Raw genomic sequence first — 22,671 nt, 5'->3', positions numbered from 1 at the left:
TCGGGGTCCGCGCATCGTCCGACGGCCGGCGGTTGGACCCGAATCGCCGACAAGCGGCAGATCCTATAGGATTCGACTTGCCACCAGGCGCAGACTCAGCTGACTCGACGGAGGGACCCATGTACACAGCCCAGGACTGGCCGATCGCCTGCAACATGTTGTCGTTCGGCAACCAGGCTCCCGACGGCGGGCACATCAAGGACGCGCCGGCCTCGGTCTGGGCCGGCCAGCTGCGGCAGGTTCGCGAGCTGGGGTTCACCCACATCGACCCGACCGACGCCTGGGTGCCGCTGGCCGCGCTGTCCGATCAGCGGGTCGAGGAGTTCCGCACCGTCCTCGGCGACGAAGGCCTGGCCATCTCGTCGATCTCGATGACCCGGAATTCCGTTGTGGACAAGGAGTTCGGTGAGCGCAACCTGGCCGACGGGCATCGACTGATCGATCTTGCTCCGACGTTCGGGGCGACCGTCGTCAACACCGGCTTCATGCAGGCCACCACCGCGGAGCAGAACGAGCAGATCTGGTTCTGGCTGGTCGACGGGCACAAGGACGACCCGGCACTGCGTGATCTTGCCATCGAACGAGTCCGCGAGCTCGGAGATCACGCCAAGTCCAATGGGATCCAGGTCAGCCTGGAGATGTACGAGGACACCTACGTCGGCACCCCGGACGACGCGGTTTCCTTCGTCAAGGATGTTGATCATGAAGCGGTCGGCCTGAATCCGGACCTGGGCAACCTGGTCCGGCTGCACCGTCCGATGCCGCACCCGACCGAGATGTACGAGAAGGTCCTGCCCTACAGCAACTTCTGGCACATCAAGAACTACACCCGGGATTTCGATCCGGCCACCGGCTCCTACTCCAGTGCTCCGATGCCGCTGAAGTACGGCTACATCAACTACCGCGTGGTCATCCGGCGCGCGCTCGAGCTCGGCTTCAGCGGCCCGTTCTGCTGCGAGCACTACGGATCGGACTCGATCGGCGTCTGTGCGGACAACCGCGACTACATCCGCCAGGTGCTCACCTCCGCCCTCGCCTGACCCACCCCCAACCCGAGTTGTCAGAGGGTGGTTGGCCTATGCCCCAACTACCCTCTGACAACTCCGACCAGGAGCGTTGCCATGTCGACCACATCCACCGAATTCCCCACCGACCGGACCGCCATCGTCACCGGCGCCGGAGGTCTCCGGGGCATCGGCCGCCACGTCGCCCGCCGGATCGCTCGCGAGGGCTGGTCGTTGGCGTTGGTCGACATCGATGCCCAAGCAGTGCAGGAGTTCGCCGCCGAGTTGGATGATCAACTCGATCAGTCGGTGATCGGCATCGGCTTGGACGTGACCGATCAGGACGCGGTCCGGGCGGCGTTCAGCAAGATCGACGACGAACTGCCGCCGGTGCTGGCCTTGATCAACCTGGCCGGCATCTCCTGCTCGGACGAGTTCATGGAGCTGACACCCGAGATCTGGGATCGGGTGATGGCGGTCAACGCCAAGGGCTCGTTCCTGATGATGCAGCAGGCAGCACAGCGGATGATCGATCACGGCCTCGGTGGCCGAATCGTCAACACCGCCTCGCTGACCGCGTACGACGGTGGCGGCACCTTCTCCAAAACCGCTTATGCAGCAGCGAAAGCGGCCGTGCTCGGCCTCACCCGCGGCGGAGCTCGTGAGCTCGGCAAGCACAAGATCACGGTCAACGCGATCGTCCCTGGACCGATCGACACCGACATCATGGGCGGCACGCTGACCGATGATCGCAAGGCCTCGATGTCGGCGGGCATCCCGCTGCAGCGAGTCGGCCAGCCGGCCGAGGTGGCCGGCTTGATCAACTACCTGATCAGCGATGAGGCCGGCTACACCAACGGCGCCTCGTACGCGATCGACGGCGGGAAACACATGTTCTGAGCCGACTTGTCAGTCGGTGGTTTGGTCATAGCCAAACCACCGACTGACAACTCGGATCAGTTGGGATTGGCGGAACGGTCGCGGATCGCGGCCATGTGCCGGCGCATGGCTTCGACCAAGGCGCCGGCATCGCCGTCCTCGGCCGCGGCCAGGATCGCCGCGTGCTCGGCGACGGCCTGTCCCATGTCGTAACTGCGATGCAGGATCGTCTCCCGCATCCGGTGCAGATGACCGCCGAGATCCTCGGCCATCTGCAGCAGGAAATGGTTCCGGGTGCCGGTGTAGATCACGCGGTGGAACGCCGCGTCGGCGGCGAAGTATTCGCGGAAGGCCGGCATGTCCACTGTCTGATGCTGGATCCGCTCGGCGACGGCCGCGGCGGTGCGCACATGGCGAGCGTGTGCGGCGCGAAGATCATCGACGCCGTCGGGAAGGTGCGCGGCGTACCACTGGGCTGCCTGCACCTCGAGCATCTCCCGGACGTCCATCAGTTCGGCCGCCTGCGCGGGGGTCAACGGTTCGGCGACGCGGTAGCCCTTGAAGCCCTCGCGGGTGACCAACCCGGTCCGCTCCAGGTGCGCCAGCGCCTCCCGGACGGGCGTTTGAGACACCTTCAGCGAACCGGCGAGACCGTCGATCCGCAGCCGTTCGCCGGGCCCGATGCTGCCGCGGACGATCAGATCGAGGACGGCGTCGTACACCTGATCGCGCAGCCCGCGACGCGCCACCTCCGGCGGCTCGGCACGCTGCGATTCATGATCAGGAATGGTCATAGATGTCTGCTCCAGCGGCGATTCGGGCAACCTCGGCCACCATACCCGACCTCCCCCGGCCCGACTTGTCAGAACGTAGTTGAGTTATAGCCCAACCACCTTCTGACAACTCACGGGTGTTCTGCTCCGCTGTAGCGCAGCAGCCGCGGCACCCGGATCGCGAGCAAGATCAAGAAGCACACCAGCACCAGGCCGGCACCGAACGTGGTCGGCCCCACCCCGTACCGATCGGCCAGCACGCCCAGCACGAGGGTGCTGAACGGCATCACCCCGATCGCCAGTTCCTGCACGCCCAGCGCGCGACCGTGGATCGCCGGCTCGGTGGTCATCAGCAACAGGGTGGTCTGCAGTACACCGAACGCGGAGCTGGCCAGCCCGATTCCGATCATCAGCAGATAGGACGGACCGGCGTGATGCGACAGGGCGAACAGCGACCAGAGCGCGGCCCAGCTCGCGGTGCCAATGACGAACAAGGCGCCCTTGAAGCGGAAGTCGCCGAGTCCGGCGATGATCAGCGCACCGACCAGGCCGCCGACGCCGGAACAGGTGAGCAGCCAGCCGAGACCGGCGGCATCGAGCCCGAGTTGACGGCCGGCGAAGACCGGCATGAACGACTGGTACACCGGCCAGATCAGGATGTTGGCGGCCAACGTCACCAGCAGGACGGCGATCGCGAGCCGGTTCGCCGCGATCGATCGGAAGCCGCCCAGGACCATCCGGATCGCCGATTCGGTGTGCACCTCGACCGCCGCGCCGAGCCCACGCAGCGGCAGCAGCAAGATCAACGAGATCGCGTACCAGCCGGCCGAGATCCACAACGCTGCCGGAGCACCGAGCGCGCTGATCATGGCGCCCCCGATCGCCGGGCCGAGCACCTGGGTCATGTTCATCGCCAGCGCGTTCAGCGCGTTGGCGTTGCTCAGATTCTCCCGGCCGACCAACTCCAGTACCAACGAGGACCGCGCCGGCTGGGACGGCGACTGGGCCAGCCCGATCGCGAATCCGCCGACCACCAACGCCCAGTACGGGACCAGGTCGACCGAGGCGAGGCAGGCCACCGCACTGACCGCGATCAGCGCCCAGGTCGCGGCGATGATCAACAACCGGACCCGGTTGTGCCGGTCGGCGAAGACGCCTGCCAGCGGCCCGATCAACATCGGCGACAGCCGGGCCGCGGTGAACACCGCGACCAGCATCTCCGAGCCGGTGGTCTGGAAGGCCAACCAGCCGAGCACCAGTGTCTGCGACCAGGCACCGCCGAAGAAGAACAGGTTGGAGAACCAGAGCAGCGCGAATTTGCGATTGCCACGTAGTGAGGCAATCGCCCGCAACGGTCCGCGCGTCGCGGCCGGTGCCGCGGAGTTGATCTTGGTCGACACGCTCAGATCAGGACTTCACCCGCTCGGGCGACCACGCGGCCGGCCGCCACCACCAGCTCGCGGCGCGGGGTCCGCATCAGCGCGTCCTGAACGTTCTCGGCATCCAGCAGCACGACGTCGCCGCGAGCCCCGGCCACCAGATCGTGTTGATCTTGGTGGACGAAGCCGGCGGCCCGGCTGGTGGCGAGCTCGACTGCGTACGCGATCTCCTCGTCGGTGCGGATGCCGTGCAACCGGGCGAAATTCTGCGCGACCCGCAGGATGTCCCCGTCCCCGTAGGGCGACCACAGATCACGGATGCCGTCGGTGCCGAGTCCGACCGGAATCCCCCGCTCCCGCAGTTGGCGCCACGGCAGCGGCCGGGAACCGACCGGGGCCACGGTGGTCCAGGACATGCCGGCTTCCTGCAACCCGTCGAGCAGCGCGTCCCGCTGACCGTCCGGCACGTCGCCGAGCGCGAATCCGTGCGAGATGTTGATCTTGCCCCTCAGACCGGTCCGCCGGACCAGGTCGATGATCAACTCGTACTGGAACAAGCCGAGCGATCCGCCGTCGTGCAGGTGGACGTCGATGCCGACACCGTGCCGGCCGGCGATGTCGAACAAGCCGTCCAGCTGAGCGACCGGGTTGCGGTCGATCGAGGCCGGATCGAGCCCGCCGATGTTGGCGGCGCCTTCGGCTGCCGCCCGGTCGAGCAGCCCCAGCACGCCCGGCCGTCGGATCACGCCGTCCTGCGGGAAGGCGACGAACTCGATCTCGATCGCGTCGCCCAACGCCGCGGCCGCCTGCCGGGTCACCTCGATGCCGCGCAGTCCGACACCAAGATCAACATCGACATGGGTACGGACGGCGGTGGTGCCGTGCCGGAGGAATTCCCGCAGTACGGCGACGGTCGAGTCAACGCTGGGAATGCCGTACTTGTCCCGTTCGGCGCGCTCGTGGGCGATCCGGCCTTGGGTGGTCGGCTCTCCGCCGTAGGAGACCCACGGCTGACCCCACCAGCTCTTGTCGACGTGGGCGTGGGTGTTCACGAATCCCGGAAGCGCCAGCATTCCGCCGCCGTCGACGCGTTCTGCTTCCGGCGCATCCTCGCGGGACGGGGCGGTGCTTGCGGCGACAACCTGCTCGATCACGCCGTCGGCGATGATCAGATCGACGGGCTCACGGCCCCAGGGGCGGACGTTGGTCAGAATCAGCTTCGGCATGGACAGAATGGTATACCAAATCAGCCGCCGGGTCACCCTGGTCTGCAGAGCGTTCCGTCGAGCCTTCCCGCACACCCTCAGTCCTGCTGCGCAAGCTCGTACCTGCGCGGGAGAACCGGAGGTGCGCGGGAAGGGGGGCCGACAGCGCGCCGGGTGTCGACGCCGCGCTCACCCGCTGCTGGCCGCGCCGTGCTCGGCGGCGAGGTTGCTGCTGGTCTGCAGGTGTCGCGCCACCAGGGCCGCGACGGATCGCGAGTCACGGGCGGCGATCGCGTCGTACAGTTCCTGATGCTCCTGCGCGACCGCGACCAGATCGTCGTGCTGCACCAGCAGCCAGCGCATCCGGCTGCGCAGGGTGCGCTGCAACTCGGCCAACAGGTCGTTGGCGGCGAGCTCGGTGACCACCTCGTGGAAGTCGGCCGCAGCTCGTCTTGCCCGCAACGGATCCCCGGCACGGGCGGCCTCCCACTCCGCGTCGAGCACGCGATGCAATCTGCGCAGCCCCTCAGGACTACGGCGTTCTGCGGCCAGCCGGAAGGTCAGCGCCTCGAAGGCGGACCGCACCTCCCGCAGATCGGCGATGTCCGACGCGCTGAACTCACGGACGACGGCCCAGCTGCGCGGACGTGGGGTGACCAGTCCTTCGGCGACCAGGACGCGCAACGCATCCCGGACGGGAATCCTGCTGACACCCAGCTGCTCGGCGATCTCGCGTTCCACCAACCGGCTGCCGGGCTCGCGAACGCCGTCGATGATCTCGTCCCGGAGCCGCTCGGCCACCCGCCCCGACTCGGGCCGAAACCCCTCCAATGGATCCGGCACACCAGCCCCCTCCACCCAGTCCGAACGATGGAATACCATATCAAGCTCCGCCGGAACACGCTGTAGTGCCGAGCCCGCGCGCCCTCCCCCGGCCCAGGAATCAGTCCGTGGGTGGCAGCGCAGATTCTTGCGGAAGCGCCTCCCGTGCTCTCGCCCGCTCTTGCCCGCACCGGCCTCGAGCCACCTCACGGTGATCGCTGGCCGACCAATCGGAGCCGGCCGGAGCGGTCGGCGGTCAACGCGATCGAGCCGCGGATGCAGGTGCAGAGCGCGGTCATGCCGTCGGAACGAAGCAGCTGCATGGTTCGCGGAGCCGGATGTCCGTAGCTGTTGTCCTGGCCGGCGCTGGCGATTCCCACCTGGGCGTGGGTGGCTGCGATGAAGTCAGGATCCTGACGCGACGAGCCATGGTGCGGCACCTTCAACACGTCGGCGCGCAGGTCGGCACCGGATGCCAGCACCCGGCGCTGCTCCTCCGGTTCGACATCGCCGGTGAACAGGATCCGTACCCGGTCGATGCTGATCATGATCACCAGGCTCAGATCGTTCTCCAGGGCCGACTGCCCGTCGGCGGAGATCACCGGCGACGGCTGCCGGTCGAGCGGCCCGAGCACGCTCAGCTCGGCTGCTCCGACGGACCGGCGGGTGCCCAGGTCCGGAACCGTGACCGGGATGCCGAGCGTCGCGGCACGTTGCCGGACGACCTCGGCCTCGTGCGTCGGCGAGGCGTAGGGAGAGACCCAGATGCGGTCCACCCGCCGGCCGGCCAGGGCGCCCTCCAGCCCGCCGACGTGATCGGCGTGGAAGTGACTCAAGATCATCAACGAAACCCGGCGGATGCCAAGTTGATCAAGGCAGCTGCGCATCGGTTTCGGATCGGGACCGGTGTCGATCACGATCGCCGAACGCTCCGCGATCCGGACCACCAGGCCGTCGCCCTGACCGACATCGCAGGCCACCGCGAGCCAGTCCTTCGGTGGCCACCCCGGCTGAGCCGGAGCCCGCAGCACCGCCATGATCATCAGCAGCGCCAGCACCGCGGCGATCCACCGACTGCCTAACAGCTGGCCCATGGCGACCCCGATCAACAGGCACGCCGTGGCCAACAGCGTCAGCGCAACCGGAGTGACGGGCCACGACCAGGATGCGCCCGGCAGCGCCGAGCCGTAGTGCGCGGTCCACAGGATCGGCTGGGCCGCCCAGCACGATGCCCAGCCCACCCAGCCGGCCAACGTGCTGCTCAGGACGGACAACCCGGCCGCGGCGAAACCGAGCACCGTCGCCGGTCCGACGAAGGGACCGGCTACCGCGTTGGTCAGGATGCCGACCATGCTGACCTGACCGGAGATCGCAGCCGCGACCGGCAGCGTCGCCAGATGCGCGGCCAGCGGCACCGCGATCGACTCCGCAACGATCTTCGGCAGCCACGGTCGCATCGCCACAACCCAGCGTCCGGACCACCAGATGATTCCGCCGGTGGCCAGCACCGACAGCGCGAAGCCGAGGGATCGGCCCAGCCACGGATCCATGATCAACAGGATCACCATCGCCACGCAGAGGCTTCGCAGTCCCCGGGATCGGCCGGACATGCCCAGCGCCGCCAACGCGACCAAGCCCATCGCTGCGGCCCGCAGCACCGACGGTTCGGTCCGGCAGAGCAGCACGAAGACGGCGACGCCGGCCAGCCCGATCATCCGCAGCCACCAACCTCGCACCCCGATCCAGCGCGCGATGATCATCAGAAAAGCGATCAAAATTGCCAGATTCGCCCCGGAAACGGCGGTCAGATGGGTCAGACCGGTGGACAGGAAGTCTGCTCGGATCTGCGGCGTGATGCCGGCCGTGTCGCCCAGCACCAGCGACGGCACCAACGCCCGTTGCTCCGGCGAGCCGCGAGCCACTGCCCGCCGCAGCCCGGCTCGGACGTGCTCGACCGATCGGGCGCCGAGGCCGGGCTGCTCCATGATCAACGGCGCACCGGCGGCGCGGGCCACCGCAGCGAAGTCCGATCCCGGCCGCGCGGTGTCGAGCCGGGCCGTCACCCGAACCATGCTGCCGACCGGTACCCGCTGCCACCTCGCCACCGCCTCCCCACTGGCCGTGACCAGTACCGGAGCACGCTCACGCCACTGCCGGCCGCGGCCGGCCAGTCGGTTCTCGGAAGCGCGCAGGCTCAGGTACGGCGGCCGGATGCCGTCGGAGGGTTGCACGACGGGATCGTTCTTGATCACCAGGTCGGCGGTGACGATCGCTCTCGACCGGGCCAGCCGACTTGCCGCCGTACCGGTCAGCGCGGCCTGATGCAGCCAGCCGATCAACAGCAGTCCGGCCAGGGTCAGCGCCGTGGCGGCGATCAGCCAGGACCGGCGCAGGATCAGTCCCAGCAGCACCGCCATCGCCGCTGCGGCGCCGATCATGATCAACATCGTCCGGCCGGAGGTGCCCAGCCAACTGCCGCCCCAGGCAGCCAGCGCGATCGGCAGCAAGCGAAGATCAGGGCGTTCGTCGGTCATGGTGCGGTCACCAGCGGCTCGAGGTCGGCGAAGGTCTTCGGGCCGATGCCGTCGACCTCCTGCAATTCCTGGACCGAGTTGAATCGCTGATGCTGTTCGCGCCAGCTGATGATCTTCTGCGCGGTCACCGGGCCGATGCCGGGAAGTTGATCAAGCTGGGTCACCGTGGCCGTGTTCAAGTTGATCTTCGCCCCGCCGGACCCGGCAGGCGAGGCCCCCGACTCGCCTGCGAGATCACCTCCCGAGGAGTCGGTGACGCCGCCCGAACCGGAGGAGACGCCGGGATCGCGCAGCTCGGTCCGGTCCGGATCGTGCGAGACGAACAGTTGTTGCCCGTCGGTCAACCGCTGAGCGAGGTTGAGGTCGCCCAGCTCGGCCGACCGTTTGACGCCGCCGGCCGCCCTCAGCGCGTCCTGGACCCGGGCGCCCTCGGCCAGCGCCACGACGCCGGGATGCTGCACCGCCCCGAGCACGTGGATCTTGATCTTCGGTGTCGCCGAGTGGGCCGCCGCTGCGGTCGGCGACGGGACGGGCGGGTCGTGCGCCGAGGCGGGCGCCGAGGCGGGCGCCGACGGCGTGGCTGCCTCGGTCGTCGACGGCGGCGGTGAAGCGATCGCGATCGGCCGGGCTCGCAGCACGGCCCAGCCGCCCAACAACACGCCGACCGCAACCACGGCGACGATCACCAGCAACTGCGGCCGTCCGAAGCGCCACCGCAGCGTTGCGCGCCCGGAACGGCGATCTGCTCCGGTCGCCGATGCCGCTGACTGCGGTGCCGACGCCGGGTCCGAGGGCGAATCCATCGCGCTGCCCGTCCGAGTCCGCGCGAAGTCGGAATCCACCGTGTCGTCGATGTCGCGCAGTTCCTCACCGGATCCACCGAGCTCAGCCGGCGCGCTCCAGGCCGAGTGTCGTTCGCCCTGCGTCCGCGTCGGCGGTGGCGCCTGATCCGAACCGTTGCTGGTATCCGGCCGCACCCGCCGCGGGCCCGGGCGCAGCAACAGAGCCAGGCGCTCCTCCACCTGACGATCGTGCACGGATCGTTGCTGGGCTCCCACACCCTGACATTAAGAACGGACACCCCGAAGTGGCCGGGTCCGAAAGAATCTGTGGACGACGCTTCGAACTGCTGCCCGGGCTGGGGATAACTTCCGGCGCGCGGTTCGCTGCTCCGGACGGGCCGCGTTCGGGTCCTCGACCCCGCAAACGGTATGTTTGGCACCGCTTGCGCCAACCTTTGACCGAGGTTGAGGAAGCTTTGCCTGGACCCGCCAGCCGACTCAGGATCAACAGCCCAGATGACAGCCGAGATCGAGCAGCCAGCATTGACCGCTGCCGCCGCACCGGCGACGTTGGTCGAGGCGGATCAGCCTTCGGCGCCCAAGACCTGGCGTTGCGCGCCCGCGACCATCGGACTCGTGCTGGCGTTGATGGTGATCATCGGGATCGCGGTGCCGGCCGCCGCCGTGATCAGCCTGCTCACCGGGGTCACCGCCTTCGGTGGCCAACAAGCACTGGTGTTGTCGGTCCTCGGCGTGCTCGGACTGCTCACGCTGGCCTTCGGCTGGCGGTTGGCGTTGCATCCGCGGCTACGCGTCGACGGCGACCGGTTGCTGATCATCAACCCGTTCCGCCGGCACACCTTCGACCTCGCCGAGGTCACGTTGTTGACACCCGGCGGCGACGGTCTGATCGTCGGCAGTGCGGAAGCGGGGGCCGAGGCTTGGTGCGTGCAGAAGCCGACCGGCGCGATCAAGGCCGGACGGCACACCCGAGCCGATCAGGTCTGCGCGGAGTTGACTGAGGTTCGTGATCGCTATCGGCGGCCGCTCTACGAACCGGACGACGACCGTACGGTGCTCAGATTCGCCCATCCCGGTGAGGAAGAACTCCTCACCGAACTGGAACGCTCCGCCAGCGTGGCTCGGCTGGCGCATATCTTCCCGCCGGACGAATTCCCCTATCCGGACGAGGAGATCTGCCGACGCTGGCAGCAGGTTCTCGGCGATCGCACCCGGCAGACCATGATCGCCGAGGTGAACGGGCAGCCGGTCGGCTATGCCGCCTGGGGAGGCGTCCGGGTGTTGCACCTCGGCGTTGCCGAGCCGTATCAACGACAGGGCGTCGGATCGGTCCTGTTGGAAGCAACCGAGGAAGAACTCTTCGCCGACCCGTCCATCCCCGAGATCGAGCTGTGGGTGCTGACCGAGAACAGCGTCGCCCGAGCGTTCTACCGTGATCACGGTTGGTCCGAGACCGATGACGAACGGCCGGCCGAGTTTCCGCCGAATCCGCCGGAGCTGCGGATGATCCGCCGCAACCCGCATCTGGCGCGCCGCAGTCGATGACCGATCCCGCCCGTCCCCGGCTCGAACCTGATCATCACGTCCGGGTCTACCGTTCGCCCGCTCCGCGGCCGTACCAGGCGCTCTTGGTCAGTATCGGTGCGCTAGCCGTGATCCCGGGCATCGTGGCGGCGTTCATGCGACTCGTCCCACCCGCCGACGACGCCAGCGGGATGACCGCTTCGTTCATCCCGTACGGAATGATCGCGGACCTGATCGCGCTGGTCTGCTTCGCGATCGCGCTGGTTCGTGGCCGACAGCGTGTGGTGTTGGCGATCATGACCGGACTCAGCGCGCTGTTGTTGATCTTGCAGCTGGTCTGGATCGGTCCGCAGTTCGTGGCGAACCCACGACCGGTGACGACCGAACCGTTCACCGTGATCAGCCTGAACACCGAACTCGGATCGGTGGACGTGCCGCAACTGCGGAAGATCTCCGAACAGGCCGACGTGGTGATCTTGGTCGAGGTCACACCGACCGCCTACCGGACCATCAAGGACGCACTCCAGCCGCGATTCCCGGACGTGGTGCCGTCCACGATCGAGGCGAACAACGAATCGATGATCTTGTCTCGCTACCCGCTGCGGGATGCCCGCAAGCTCGAGTCGACCAACCCTCAATGGTCGGCCGAGGCGATGATTCCCCAGCTCGGCCAGGTCAATCTGATCGCCGCCCATCCCTGCAATCCGCTCTGCGGCCACGGTCACTGGACCAGCGAACACCGCGCCCTACTGCATCGCGCCGAGCAGCTCGACCATCGGCCCGAGTTCCTGGCCGGTGACTTCAATGCCACTGCTGATCATGGTCCGATGCGCCGGCTCGCCCGGCACGGTTTCGTCTCCGGCACCGACATCACCGGCGCCGGTTGGATGCCGACCTATCCGGCGAACCGGCGGATCGTCCCACCACTGATCCAGATCGATCACGTCCTGGTGAACGACCGGCTGACCGTCACCTCGATCGACCGGTTCAAGATCGCCGGCACCGATCACCTCGGGCTGATCGCCCGGCTGGCCGGGACCGGGTGACTGCCCGCTCTCACCTTGTCCTGTTGGTTTGTAGGCTGACCGGGTGACCTCTCAGCCTCTGGCGATCATGATCGCCGGAACGCACAGCGGCGCCGGCAAGACCACGGCTACCGGTGTCGTCCTGCGCGGTCTGATCGATCGTGGACTTCGGGTGCAGTCGTTCAAGCTGGGCCCGGACTTCATCGATCCCGGCTACCACCGCGAGATCACCGGCCGACCGTCGATCAATCTCGACCTGTGGCTGATGGGCTCCGACGGCGTACGGGACAGCTTTCGACGCTGGTCCGCGGGCGCCGACATCTGCGTGATCGAATCGATGGGCGCGCTGTTCGACGGGACCGACGGCACCGGCCACGGCAGCGCTGCCCACGTGGCGAAGCTCCTCGGCGTTCCGGTGGTGGTGATCATCGACGTCTGGGGCATGACTCGTACGGCGGCAGCGATCCTGTCCGGGCTGCGCGACTTCGACTCCGAACTGCGCTGGGCCGGCTGTGTCGTCAACCGGTCCGGCAGCCCGGGCCATACCCGGATGATCATGAACGGGCTGCCCACCGACCTGCAGCAGACCGTGATCGGCGCGATCGAACGCGATCCCGGGCTGGCGGTGCCCGAACGGCACCTCGGTCTGCTCACGGTCGACGAGAACGAGGCCACGATCGGCGTACGGAGTGATCATCAACGCCGGGCAGCCGCCGGGCTCGATCTTGATCGGCTGCTCGCAAGGGCCGCCGCCGACCCGGGTGACGCGGTGATCACCACGCCTCACAAGCCGTCGGCAGAACACCCCGCTCGGGCACGGTTGGCCGTTGCTCGGGATCGCGCATTCTGCTTCTACTACGAGGAAAATCTGCAGATGCTGCGTCGGACCGGATTCGAGCTGGTCGAGTTCCGTCCCACTGTTGATCATGAACTGCCCGCAGATGTCGACGCCGTCTATCTCGGCGGCGGCTATCCGGAGAGCTTTGCCGCCGAACTGGCCGGTAATCGGAGCCTGTTGAGCGAGCTGCGCCGCCGAGCCGCGGACGGGATGCCGATCTGGGCCGAGTGCGGCGGGATGATGTACCTGGCCCGATCGCTGACCGGTTTCGACGGCGTACGGCATCGGCTGGCCGGGGTACTGCCGATCGACGTGATCATGGATCGGGACTACCTCAGCATTCGCTACGCCGAGCTTCGGACGCGCTCCGACTCACCCCTGGGTCCCAGCAGCAGCCGACTGTGGGCACAGGAGTTTCACCAGTCCCGGATCATCGCCGATGATCTTGAACCGAATCTCTTCGACGGCGTCACCAGCTCGGGAGAGAAGTTCGCCGCCGGTTACCAGGTCGGCAAGGTGGTGGCCAGTTATCTGCACCTGCACCTGTCCCGTACACCCCAGGTGGCGGACTCGTTGATGGCCGCCGCGCTCGCCCGTCGCTGATCAACAGCCGCACGCGAAATCGACCGCCGCACCCGAAATTTCGGGTGCGGCGGTCGATCTTGGGTGCGGCTGTGAGGGTACGAGGCGATCAGGCCGGGACGATACTGACCAGCTTGGGTGCCCGGACGATGATCTTGGCCACCTCGCGCCCGTCCAGGCTGCGTTGCACGTTCTCGTCGGCCAGCGCCAGCTCGCGCAGGTCGTCCTCGCCGATCGTCGGCGAGACCTCCAGGCGGGCGCGGACCTTGCCCTTGACCTGCACCACACAGGTCACCCGTTCGGTCACCAGCAGAGCTTGATCAACTTCCGGCCAGCCGGAGTCGGCCACCGAAGGCTGATGTCCCAGCAGCTCCCACATCTCCTCGCTCACGTACGGAGCGAACAGGCTGAGCGATTTGGTGATCATCTCTGCCGCCTCGCGGACGGCCGGATCGTCGGCACCGATCTCGCCGTCGATCGCCTTCCGGGTGGCGTTCACCATCTCCATCACCCGGGCGATGGCGACGTTGAATCGCTGTCCCTCAACGCAATCGGTGATGTCGGCCATCAGCTTGTGCACGGTCGAGCGCAGCGCCGGATCGCCGCCGGTGACGTCGACGCCGGGCTCGCTGGTCACGTCCGCGGCCATCCGATAGGCCCGCTGCAGGAACCGCAGCGAACCGCCCGGGGACACGTCGGCCCAGTCGACGTCCTCCTCCGGCGGGCTTGCGAACACCACCGTCAGCCGGACCGCGTCCACGCCGAACTCGTCGATCTGGGTGCCCAGGTCGACCCCGTTGCCCAGCGACTTGCTCATCGACTTGCCCTGGTTGATGACCTGGCCCTGATTGAGCAGCCGCTTCATCGGCTCGGTGAACTTCACCAGACCCATGTCGTACAGCACCTTGGTGAAGAAGCGCATGTACAGCAGGTGCAGGATCGCGTGCTCGACGCCGCCGACATACTGCGCCACCGGCATCCAGCGCTCCACCGCCGCCGGATCGAAGGCTTGCTGATCATCGTTCGGCGAGCAGTAGCGGAAGAAGTACCAGGACGAGTCGACGAAGGTGTCCATGGTGTCGGTGTCCCGCTTCGCGGGGCCGCCGCACTGCGGGCAGGCGACGTTGACCCAATCGGCCGCCGCGGCCAGTGGGGATGTGCCCTTGGGGTTGAGATCCGTGCCCGACAGATACGGCAACTCGACCGGCAATTGATCTTCGGGCACGGGCACCTCCCCACACTCTTCGCAGTGGATGATCGGGATCGGCGCACCCCAGAATCGCTGCCGGCTCAGCAGCCAGTCCCGCAGCCGATAGGTGATCGCCTCCCGGCCGACGCCCTGCTCGGTCAGCGTGGAGATGATCTTGGCGACACCGGCCGTCTTGTCGGAAATCCCTTCCAAGACAGGAGAATTGACGTACGAGCCGTTGCCCGCGGTGGCCACTCCGGTCTCGTTCGGATCGGCCTCGCCGGTGTCGACCACCACCCGGACAGCGATGCCGAACTTCTGCGCGAACTCCAGGTCGCGTTGATCATGAGCCGGTACGGCCATCACCGCGCCGGTGCCGTAGTCGGCCAGCACGTAGTCGGCCGCGTAGATCGGGATCTGCTCGCCGTTGATCGGATTGACTGCGTGTACGCCCAGGAAGACGCCGGTCTTCTCCCGGTCTGTGGACTGCCGCTCGATCTCGGTCTCGGACTTGGTCTTCTCCAGGTACGCCTCGAACTCGGCCCGATGATCATCGGTGACGATCTCCGGCGCCAGCTTGCCGTCCGGAGCGACCACGAAGAAGGTCGCACCGTACAGAGTGTCCGGGCGAGTGGTGAAGACGGTCACGGGCTCGTCGCGGCCTTCGATCCGGAAGTCGACGTACGCACCGGAGGATCGGCCGATCCAGTTCCGCTGCATGGTCAGCACCCGGGCCGGCCAGGCACCCTCCAGTTGCGCCATGTCGTCCAGCAGCCGGTCGGCGTACTCGGTGACCTTGAAGAACCACTGGGTCAGGTCACGCTTGGTGACCTGGGTGCCGCAGCGCTCGCACAGCCCGTTGACGACCTGCTCGTTGGCCAGCACCGTCTGATCCTGCGGACACCAGTTGACCCAGCTTTCCTTGCGGTAGGCCAGGCCGCGCTCGCGGAATTTCAGGAACAGCCACTGGGTCCACTTGTAGTAGCCGGGATCGGAGGTAGCCAGCCGCCGGGACCAGTCCAGACTCAGCCCGTACCGCTTGAACGAGGTCGCCTGGGTCTCGATGTTGGCGTAGGTCCAGGTGGCAGGATTCTCGTTGCGCTTGATCGCCGCGTTCTCGGCCGGCAGACCGAAGGAGTCCCAGCCGATCGGGTGCAGGACGTCGTAGCCGCGCAGCCGCTGGTAGCGGGCGACCACGTCACCCATCGCGAACGCCTCGGCGTGGCCCATGTGCAGATCGCCGGACGGGTACGGGAACATGTCGAGCACGTAGCAGCGCTCCTTCGACCCGTCGTCGCGGGCCTTGAAGGTCTCGTGCTCCTGCCAGTACTGCTGCCAGCGCCGCTGGGCGGCGTCGGCGTCGTATCGAGCCGGCTCTCGTGTGCTCGACCCCGGCTCGGCGGATTCGCCGGCGGCCCGGGTCCCTGCGACCTGCGTCACTGCTCTCTCCTCAACCTCTGTATCGCCAGTTCTGAATGCCCCGGTGGACATGAAAAAACCCCTCGGCCCTAGGGCATGAGGGGCAGCCGCGCGGACGGGTCCACGCGGCTACCTAAGGAGCTCCTTGCGATACATGCGGCTCATCCTACCGCAGCGTGCTCCGGTGAGCCCAGGCGAAGTCGCCCTCCGGGCGGACTACTTCAGCCCGGAGCTGGCCAGTGCCGCGATGAACTGGCGTTGGAACAGCAGGAAGATGATCATGATCGGAATCACCGAGGAGACCGAGCCGGCCATCGCGAAACCTGCCGACAAGCCCCCGTCGGCGTCGACGAACCTGGTCAGGCCGAGCGGCACGGTGAAGAGTTCCTTGTCCGAGAGCATGATCAACGGGCCTTCGTAGTCGTTCCAGGAGCCGACGAAACTGATGATGCCGAGCGCCGCCAGAGTGGGACGGATCTGCGGCAGGTACACGTTGAAGAAGACCCGCCACTCCCCCGCCCCGTCGATCCGTGCCGCCTCACCGAACTCGCCGGGCAGCGAGAGAAATGCTTGCCGGCACAGGAACGTGCCGAAGACGGTGAAGATGCCGGGCAAGATCAACGCCCACAACGTCTTGTAGAGCCCGAGCTGCTGGAAGAACATGAAGCGCGGGATCAGCAACAACTGGGACGGCACGATCGCGGTAGCCAGGTAGAGCAGGAAGATCTTGTCCCGGCCGGCGAAACTCAAGCGAGCGAAGGCGTAACCGGCCATCGACGCAGTGGTGAGATCGCCGAGCACGCCGATCAACGAGACGGTGATCGAATTGGAGAAGAAGATCGCCATCGACGGATCGCCGTGCAGCCAGACCTCGACGTAGTTCGCCCACTCGATCGGGTTGGGGATCCATTTCGGCGGGATGGAGAACACGTCGATGTTGCGCTTCAGCGAGGACGACACCATCCAGGCGAACGGCAGCAGGAACAGCAGCGAGAACGTCCACAGCAGGATCGACTTGATCACGTACGTGGTCCGGTTGCGACGCCGACGGCGCGGTACGAGTTTGGTCTTGACCCCGACCGGCCCGCCGGTCACTTCGGTGCTGATCATGTGTACAACCCCCGTCCGCGCTGGAAACGCCAGAAGAAGACCGTCAGCAACAACACCCCGACGAAGCTCAACATCCCCATCGCGGCCGCGTCACCGAATCGGTAGTTCTGGAATCCGGTCTGATACATCAAGTAGGACAACGTGGTCGACGAGTCGCCCGGACCTCCCTGGGTGAGGAAGGCGATCAGTCCGAAGCCCTGGGAATGGCCGATCAGAGACATGATGAACAGGAAGGTGGTGGTCGGCATCAGTGCCCGCCAGGTGATCGTGGTGAAGCGGGTCCAGGCTCCCGCACCGTCCAACTCGGCGGCCTCGTACAGCTCGGTCGGCAACGCCTGCATCGCGGACAGGAAGATCACCGCGTGGAAGCCCATCCCGGCCCAGGACGTGATGAAGACCAACGACAGCAGGCTCCACTGCTGGGAAACCAGCCAGCCCGGCGGATCGTTGATGCCCAGTGACTCCAGGGCCAGGTTGACCAGACCTGCGGTCGGGTGCAGCAAGATCAACCAGACGAAGCCGAGCGCGATCGAACTGACGATGTGCGGGATGAAGAAGATCACTCGCAGCACCGCGCGGCCGAACACCGGACCGTTCAGGCACAGCGCCAGCACCAGCCCGCCGGCCATCGTCAATGGAACCCCGACCCCGGCGTAGATCACGGTTCGACCGACCGCCGCCCAGAACGTGCCGTCGGTGATCAACTCGGCGAAGTTCTGCAGCCCGACCCACTTGATCCCGGACAGTCCGGAGATCACATTCCAATCGGTGAAGGAGATCCCGACGCCGCCGATCAACGGCACCAGGGTGAAGATCAGGAAGCCGATCAGGTTGGGCAGGATGAACAACCAGCCGACGCGGGTCGACATGCCACCGGTGCCGCGGCTGCGGCGACGCGGCCTCAGCGCCGGGGTGATCGGACCGGTGAGTGCGGTGCCCGGCGGCGAGGCCGGCGCTCTCCCCGAGAGCACGCTCACGACCCGGCTCCTGCTTTCTTGATCGCCGCATCCGACTGCTTGACGGCCTGCTGCACCCAGGAGGAAACGCTGCGCGTCCCCAGCAGAGTCTCGTCGTTGAGCTTCTGCAGGATGGTGTCGATCTCGGTGCCGGCCGTGAAGATCGTGTCCACCGGCATCTTCAGATTCGGGCTGAACAGGAAGCGTCGCCAGGACTCCACGTCGTAGAGCGTGTCGGCCTTGTCGCTGAGCAACTGGGCGAGGATGTCGTCCTCGGTCGACGAGCCGGGCATGGTGGGCAGCCGGCCGCCCTTGGTCATGTACTTGCCCGCGTTGCGGACCCAGAACTTCGCCAGCTCCCACGCCTCGTCCTGGTGCTGCGACTTCGGGCTGACCGTGATCAAGTCGCCGATCTGTCCGGTGTTCCAACCCTGCTTGCCCTTCTGCGGCGACGGGATCGGCATCACGAAGGTCTTGAAGTCGTGCGGATACTGCGCGGTGTCGTTGATCGATCGGATGATCTGCCCGGAGGCGATCAGCATCGCCACCCGGCCGGCGATGTACGGGTTCTGGCTGAAGGTCTGCAGTTTCTCGGCGATGATCGTCTTCTGATCCATCACCACCTTGTCCTGCTTCAACCTTTGTGCCAGCTGAAGTTCCTTGGCGAACCACGGATCGGCGAAGTTGGATGCCTTGCCGTCGTTCTTGTAGCGATAGTCCGGGCCCAGCACGGCCCGCGCCTGCGGCGGGTAGTCCAGTGATCCGAACCGGCCAGGTTTGGTCAACTCCTTGGCAACCTGGACGAACTCGTCGGTGGTCCAGTTGTCGCCCAGTTTGATGCCGGCCTCGTCCAGCATCGACTGGTTGATGTAGACCTGCGAGGGTGCTCTGGCCGCCGGTACGGCGTACTGCTTGCCGTCGAAGACGTAGTTGCCGAGCGGGTCGGCGTCGACGGCGAACTGGCTGAAGTCCTTCTCTGCTGTGATCTTGTCGGTAAGGTCGACGGCCAGCCCGTTGCTGGCGCGCTGGGACAGCCGGGCCGGACTGTAGCTGAAGTACATGTCGATCGGTACGCCGCCGGTCAGCGAGGTGTCGAGCTTGAGATTGCCCTGCTCGTCGTTGACGTAACGGGTGTAGGTGACCTTGATGTCGGGATGCTCGGCCATGAAGGCCTTGCACAGGTCGTCGGGACCGGTTTCGTTGGGGACACCGCCCCAGACGTTCAGGCTGACACTGTTCGAGCCGCTGCCGGACCCGCCGCCGCCCTTGGCCAGGTTGCAACCGGCAAGGGTCGCGGTGCCGATGGCGGCGGCGCCGCCGATCAGGGCGCGTCGGCTGATTGAGGTGGGATGGGACACGGTGCACTCCTCTTTGAGCAGATTCGGATGGATTGGATCAGCTGTCGTCGGTCGAGAGGGCTAGAGATTGGAATCCCTTGCCGGGTTGAGGAAACTGTGTTCGACCACCCGTCGGGCCTGGTGCAGCAGGACGGTGAGTTTCTCCGGCGAGATCTCGGCCCGCTCGTCCACGATCGCCAACGCGACCGGATGGGGTTCGGGCGTGTCCAGCGGGATCGCGCCGCCGATGTGACCTTGGTGGAACCACTCACTGAGGATCAGCACGTCGTCGTCGACCAAGCTGCGAGCCTTGGCCAGAACGCCTTCCTCGGTGGCCGGAACGACCTCCGGCCGACCGCCCCAGCCGAAGCGTTGACGGGACACTTTCAAGATCGCGATCGCGTCGTCGTCGTCAAGATCAACAACGAGCCGCAGGCCGGGGCTGGAGATGTTCAACGGGAAGCCGCCGGACCAGTACACCAACGGATCACGGTCCTTGTGTGCGCGCAGCAGGTAGATCATCTCGTCCCGGAACAGCATGCAGATCGACACGGTCAGGGTCGGATGCTCGGAGAGGAATTCCTCCAGGGCCGGGCGGGGGCGTTGCATCAGCGGAAGCTTGGTTGTGGCCGAGGCCAGCGCCAGCACGCCATAGTCGGCAACGAACCGGCCGGCCTCGTTCTTGCGGACGTAGCCGGCCTCGGACAGGGTGGCGAGGATCCGGGACGCCGAGCTCTGATGCAACCCGATCCGGCGGCCGATCTCGGTCGCGGTCATCGACTCCCCCTCGTCGACGAGCATCCGCAGAATGTGCAACCCCCTGGCCAGGGCCTGACTGTTGGCGGCACCGGGGATGTTCGATCGCCGGTCGGCCGTCGAGTTGTCAGCCATGCCGGTGCCCCGAGCTGGTCGGCGCATCGGTCAGGATGCGGCCGTCGGGGGCGGCGTAGCACCGTACGGCGAACAGAGCGGCCGGCGCGTTGCCGTTGGTGGCGTTGACGGTGATCGCCAGTTCGCTCACCTCGAGCACGTCGTCCGGTGTGATCGTCAGCGCGCTCTGATGATGATCATGGATCTCGATGACGACGCGGCCGTCGGCGGTGATCGTCAGATCTCGTACGCACTGCGGCATCGCGGCCTCCGGCTGGGTGTAGAGCACCGACTCCATCGCGTGATCGAAATCCGTATCGCAGCGCAGCTCGATCCGGCCGATCCGTTGCGGTTCGTCCCACCGCAGCCTCAACGTCGGCTGTTGATCATCGACCGCGGCGATCCAGGCGTTGCTGGCAGCCGTGGGTCGATCGACGCCGTTGATCACCGATACCGCTGGGCCGATGACAACGGGAGGATCCAACACCAGTGCGAGGTTTCGTCCGTCCGGCCGGCGCACCGGAGTCCAGAATTCCAAGCCGGGTTGGCCGATCTCTGCCCGTTCCGGCTGATCCGTGCGATGCTGCAATGGGATCAGCCCGGTGACGATCAGATCCGAGGTGTGCACGCCGACGTCGTCGTTGCGCAGCAGGGAGAGCACCACGTACGCCGGCCGATCCAGCTCGGCATCGAAGTCGATCTTGATCAACTGATCATCGCCGGGGTCGAGGTCGAGCTCGCACGCGGCCAGCAGCTGGTCGGGGGTGTAGTCGTCGCCGCGGATGCCGCGGCGCAGCTGCGCTCGCAGCTTGGTGGACGCGGCCACATCGAGCCGCAGACCCAGCTGTGGCACGCGGCCGGCCGGCAAGGGCAGCAGCTGACCGCGATCGACGTTCAGCGCGACCGGGGCGTCGGAATCCGGGATCGCGCCCAGACGGAGTTCGGAGGATGCGGTGACGGTGGCCGTTGCAGCAAGATCATCGGGATCCTGCAACCCGTGCTGCGGAATGTGCTGGCCGGTGCGGAGCAGTTGCGTCTGCAGTTCGGCCATCGGCCCGGGCCGCAGGATGTCGGCCGGCCGGAGTCCGTCGCGCAGGCAGATCGCGGCCGCCAGCGCGACCGCCTGAGCCCCGTGCGCGGAGGTCGCCATCACCCGGGTGGAGCCGAACGCGACGTGGCTGGCGCTGATGATCCGGCCGGCGAAGAACAAGTTGTCGATGTCCCGGCTGACCAAGCAGCGGTACGGGATCTGGTAGACACCACGGGGATGCAGATGCGTCGAGCCCGGTTTCTCGCTGAACACGCCGTCGGCCGGATGCAGATCGATCGACCAGCCGCCGAAGGCGACCGCGTCGTCGTGCTGGGTCTGGTTGATCACGTCGTCCTGGCGCAGCATGTAGAGCCCCTCGAAGCGGCGGCTCTCCCGCTTGCCGGGGATGGTGCCGACCCACTCGAGGGTCAGGTTCTCCGCGTCGGGGAATTCGCCGGAGTTCTTCAGGTGATCCCAAACGCCGTAGACGACCTGCCATAGCTTCCACTTGATCGTCTCGGTCTCGTGCACGGTGTCCAGCCGGCCACCCCACTCGATCCACCAGAGTCGGCAGCCGTTCAGGTTCGTGGTGAAGCTGCGGGCACGCGGGATCTCGTCCAGGCTGGGCAGCGCGTAGGACGGCGGAACGAAGCGGACCGGATGCCCGACATCCTTGGTGTAGAAGTACATCGACTGCCCGAGCAGGTCACCGAACTCCTCGCTCGGCGCGAACAACTCAGCGAACTCGGACTCGGCTTCCGCGCCCATCCGGAACGCCGCACCGGACAGGAACGCCAGCGCCCCGTCGCCGCTGGAGTCCAGGAACAGTTCGGCCGCGATCTCGTACCGGGTGGAGTTCTGGCTGCAGAAGGCGGTAACGCCGCTGATCCGGGTGCCGGCCGCCGATTCGTCCAGCTGCACGTCGGTCATCGCAGTGTTCAGCAGCAGGGTGATGTTGGGTTCCTCGACGACCTTTTCCAGCAGGATGGTGTCGAAGATCAGCGGGTTGCCGTCCGGGTTGCGATAGGTGTTCTCGACCAGGATCTCGTCCACCACGCCGCCCTCACGGGCGAAGCGGTTGTTGTTGCCCATGTGGGCCGTTGCGCCGAGCACCCACAACCGCACCTCGGACGAGGAGTTCCCGCCCAGCACCGGACGATCCTGCACCAAGATCACCCGCACGCCGGCGCGTGCGGCCGTGATCGCGGCGCAGGTGCCGGCCAAACCGCCGCCGACGATCGCCAACTGAGCATCCAACCGTTCGATCCGGTAGCTCCGCGGACCACTGGCCGGTGCGATCAACAAACGCTGCCTGCCCGGCTCGGTCGCACCCCGCGACGCCGGCCCTCGTTGGCCTTGATCTCGCATGGCGAAAGTATTGCCATGCGCCGT

General features: G+C 66.8%; 17 protein-coding genes. 5 read left to right on the top strand and 12 right to left on the bottom strand.

Annotated elements, in window-relative coordinates; genetic code table 11:
• The first annotated feature begins 119 nt into the window (after positions 1-119).
• Together FOE78_RS09620 and FOE78_RS09615 are read left to right on the top strand one after the other, a co-directional pair.
• On the top strand, positions 120-1,040 hold the full coding sequence (locus FOE78_RS09620; RefSeq protein WP_143986089.1) for a sugar phosphate isomerase/epimerase family protein: 921 nt from the start codon (positions 120-122) through the stop codon (positions 1,038-1,040).
• An 81-nt stretch (positions 1,041-1,121) separates the two neighbouring features.
• Complete coding sequence (locus FOE78_RS09615; RefSeq protein ID WP_143986088.1) at positions 1,122-1,904, top strand: SDR family NAD(P)-dependent oxidoreductase; 783 nt, start codon at positions 1,122-1,124, stop codon at positions 1,902-1,904.
• A 56-nt stretch (positions 1,905-1,960) separates the two neighbouring features.
• Here the strand turns inward: FOE78_RS09615 and FOE78_RS09610 are convergent, their stop codons facing one another.
• From FOE78_RS09610 to FOE78_RS09585, 6 genes are all read right to left on the bottom strand, one after another.
• Positions 1,961-2,707: a GntR family transcriptional regulator gene (locus FOE78_RS09610; protein WP_210414904.1), complete on the bottom strand. Its 747-nt coding sequence runs from the start codon at positions 2,705-2,707 to the stop codon at positions 1,961-1,963.
• Between the two features lie 80 nt (positions 2,708-2,787).
• The gene (locus FOE78_RS09605; protein WP_143986087.1) at positions 2,788-4,056 is read right to left on the bottom strand and encodes an MFS transporter; all 1,269 of its coding nucleotides are present in this window, start codon (positions 4,054-4,056) and stop codon (positions 2,788-2,790) included.
• A 2-nt stretch (positions 4,057-4,058) separates the two neighbouring features.
• Positions 4,059-5,261, bottom strand: a complete 1,203-nt coding sequence (locus FOE78_RS09600; protein WP_143986086.1) for an amidohydrolase — start codon at positions 5,259-5,261, stop codon at positions 4,059-4,061.
• A 168-nt stretch (positions 5,262-5,429) separates the two neighbouring features.
• A complete protein-coding gene (locus FOE78_RS09595) occupies positions 5,430-6,083 on the bottom strand; it encodes a GntR family transcriptional regulator (RefSeq protein ID WP_228266127.1) in 654 nt (217 codons plus the stop codon).
• Positions 6,084-6,268: 185 nt separating this feature from the next.
• The gene (locus FOE78_RS09590; protein WP_143986084.1) at positions 6,269-8,596 is read right to left on the bottom strand and encodes a ComEC/Rec2 family competence protein; all 2,328 of its coding nucleotides are present in this window, start codon (positions 8,594-8,596) and stop codon (positions 6,269-6,271) included.
• Complete coding sequence (locus tag FOE78_RS09585) at positions 8,593-9,618, bottom strand: helix-hairpin-helix domain-containing protein (protein ID WP_143986083.1); 1,026 nt, start codon at positions 9,616-9,618, stop codon at positions 8,593-8,595. The genes FOE78_RS09590 and FOE78_RS09585 overlap by 4 nt, the downstream gene beginning before the upstream one ends.
• 276 nt (positions 9,619-9,894) lie before the next feature.
• Here FOE78_RS09585 and FOE78_RS09580 point away from each other — a divergent pair, with 276 nt between their 5' ends.
• From FOE78_RS09580 to FOE78_RS09570, 3 genes are read left to right on the top strand one after another with little or no spacing between them, the layout of a single operon-like run.
• Positions 9,895-10,944 carry a GNAT family N-acetyltransferase gene (locus FOE78_RS09580; RefSeq protein WP_143986082.1) on the top strand — a complete coding sequence of 350 codons (1,050 nt, stop codon included), beginning with the start codon at positions 9,895-9,897 and terminating at the stop codon, positions 10,942-10,944.
• Positions 10,941-11,969, top strand: coding sequence for an endonuclease/exonuclease/phosphatase family protein (locus FOE78_RS09575; protein ID WP_143986081.1), 1,029 nt, complete (start codon positions 10,941-10,943; stop codon positions 11,967-11,969). Before FOE78_RS09580 ends, FOE78_RS09575 begins: the two co-directional genes overlap by 4 nt.
• A 43-nt stretch (positions 11,970-12,012) precedes the next feature.
• Positions 12,013-13,389: a cobyrinate a,c-diamide synthase gene (locus FOE78_RS09570; RefSeq protein WP_210414903.1), complete on the top strand. Its 1,377-nt coding sequence runs from the start codon at positions 12,013-12,015 to the stop codon at positions 13,387-13,389.
• 88 nt (positions 13,390-13,477) lie between these two features.
• On the opposite strand, the gene leuS is transcribed toward FOE78_RS09570, so the two are convergent.
• The 6 genes from leuS to FOE78_RS09540 all read right to left on the bottom strand — a co-directional run bounded on the left by leuS (position 13,478) and on the right by FOE78_RS09540 (position 22,647).
• Positions 13,478-15,997, bottom strand: a complete 2,520-nt coding sequence (leuS, locus tag FOE78_RS09565; RefSeq protein WP_228266126.1) for a leucine--tRNA ligase — start codon at positions 15,995-15,997, stop codon at positions 13,478-13,480.
• Positions 15,998-16,192: 195 nt separating this feature from the next.
• Entirely contained in the window at positions 16,193-17,086 is an 894-nt protein-coding gene (locus FOE78_RS09560) for a carbohydrate ABC transporter permease (RefSeq protein ID WP_143986079.1), read from the bottom strand.
• A complete protein-coding gene (locus FOE78_RS09555; protein ID WP_228266125.1) occupies positions 17,083-18,063 on the bottom strand; it encodes a carbohydrate ABC transporter permease in 981 nt (326 codons plus the stop codon). The genes FOE78_RS09560 and FOE78_RS09555 overlap by 4 nt, the downstream gene beginning before the upstream one ends.
• On the bottom strand, positions 18,060-19,400 hold the full coding sequence (locus tag FOE78_RS09550; protein WP_143986078.1) for an ABC transporter substrate-binding protein: 1,341 nt from the start codon (positions 19,398-19,400) through the stop codon (positions 18,060-18,062). Before FOE78_RS09550 ends, FOE78_RS09555 begins: the two co-directional genes overlap by 4 nt.
• Positions 19,401-19,460: 60 nt before the next feature.
• Positions 19,461-20,270, bottom strand: coding sequence for a helix-turn-helix domain-containing protein (locus tag FOE78_RS09545; RefSeq protein WP_168207449.1), 810 nt, complete (start codon positions 20,268-20,270; stop codon positions 19,461-19,463).
• Positions 20,263-22,647, bottom strand: coding sequence for an FAD-dependent oxidoreductase (locus FOE78_RS09540; RefSeq protein WP_143986076.1), 2,385 nt, complete (start codon positions 22,645-22,647; stop codon positions 20,263-20,265). Before FOE78_RS09540 ends, FOE78_RS09545 begins: the two co-directional genes overlap by 8 nt.
• Between the last annotated feature and the right edge of the window lie 24 nt (positions 22,648-22,671).

Origin of the sequence: Microlunatus elymi (genome assembly GCF_007362775.1) — a bacterium.
GTDB classification, from domain to species: domain Bacteria; phylum Actinomycetota; class Actinomycetes; order Propionibacteriales; family Propionibacteriaceae; genus Microlunatus; species Microlunatus elymi.
This window is presented reverse-complemented; position numbering and strand designations above follow the sequence as displayed.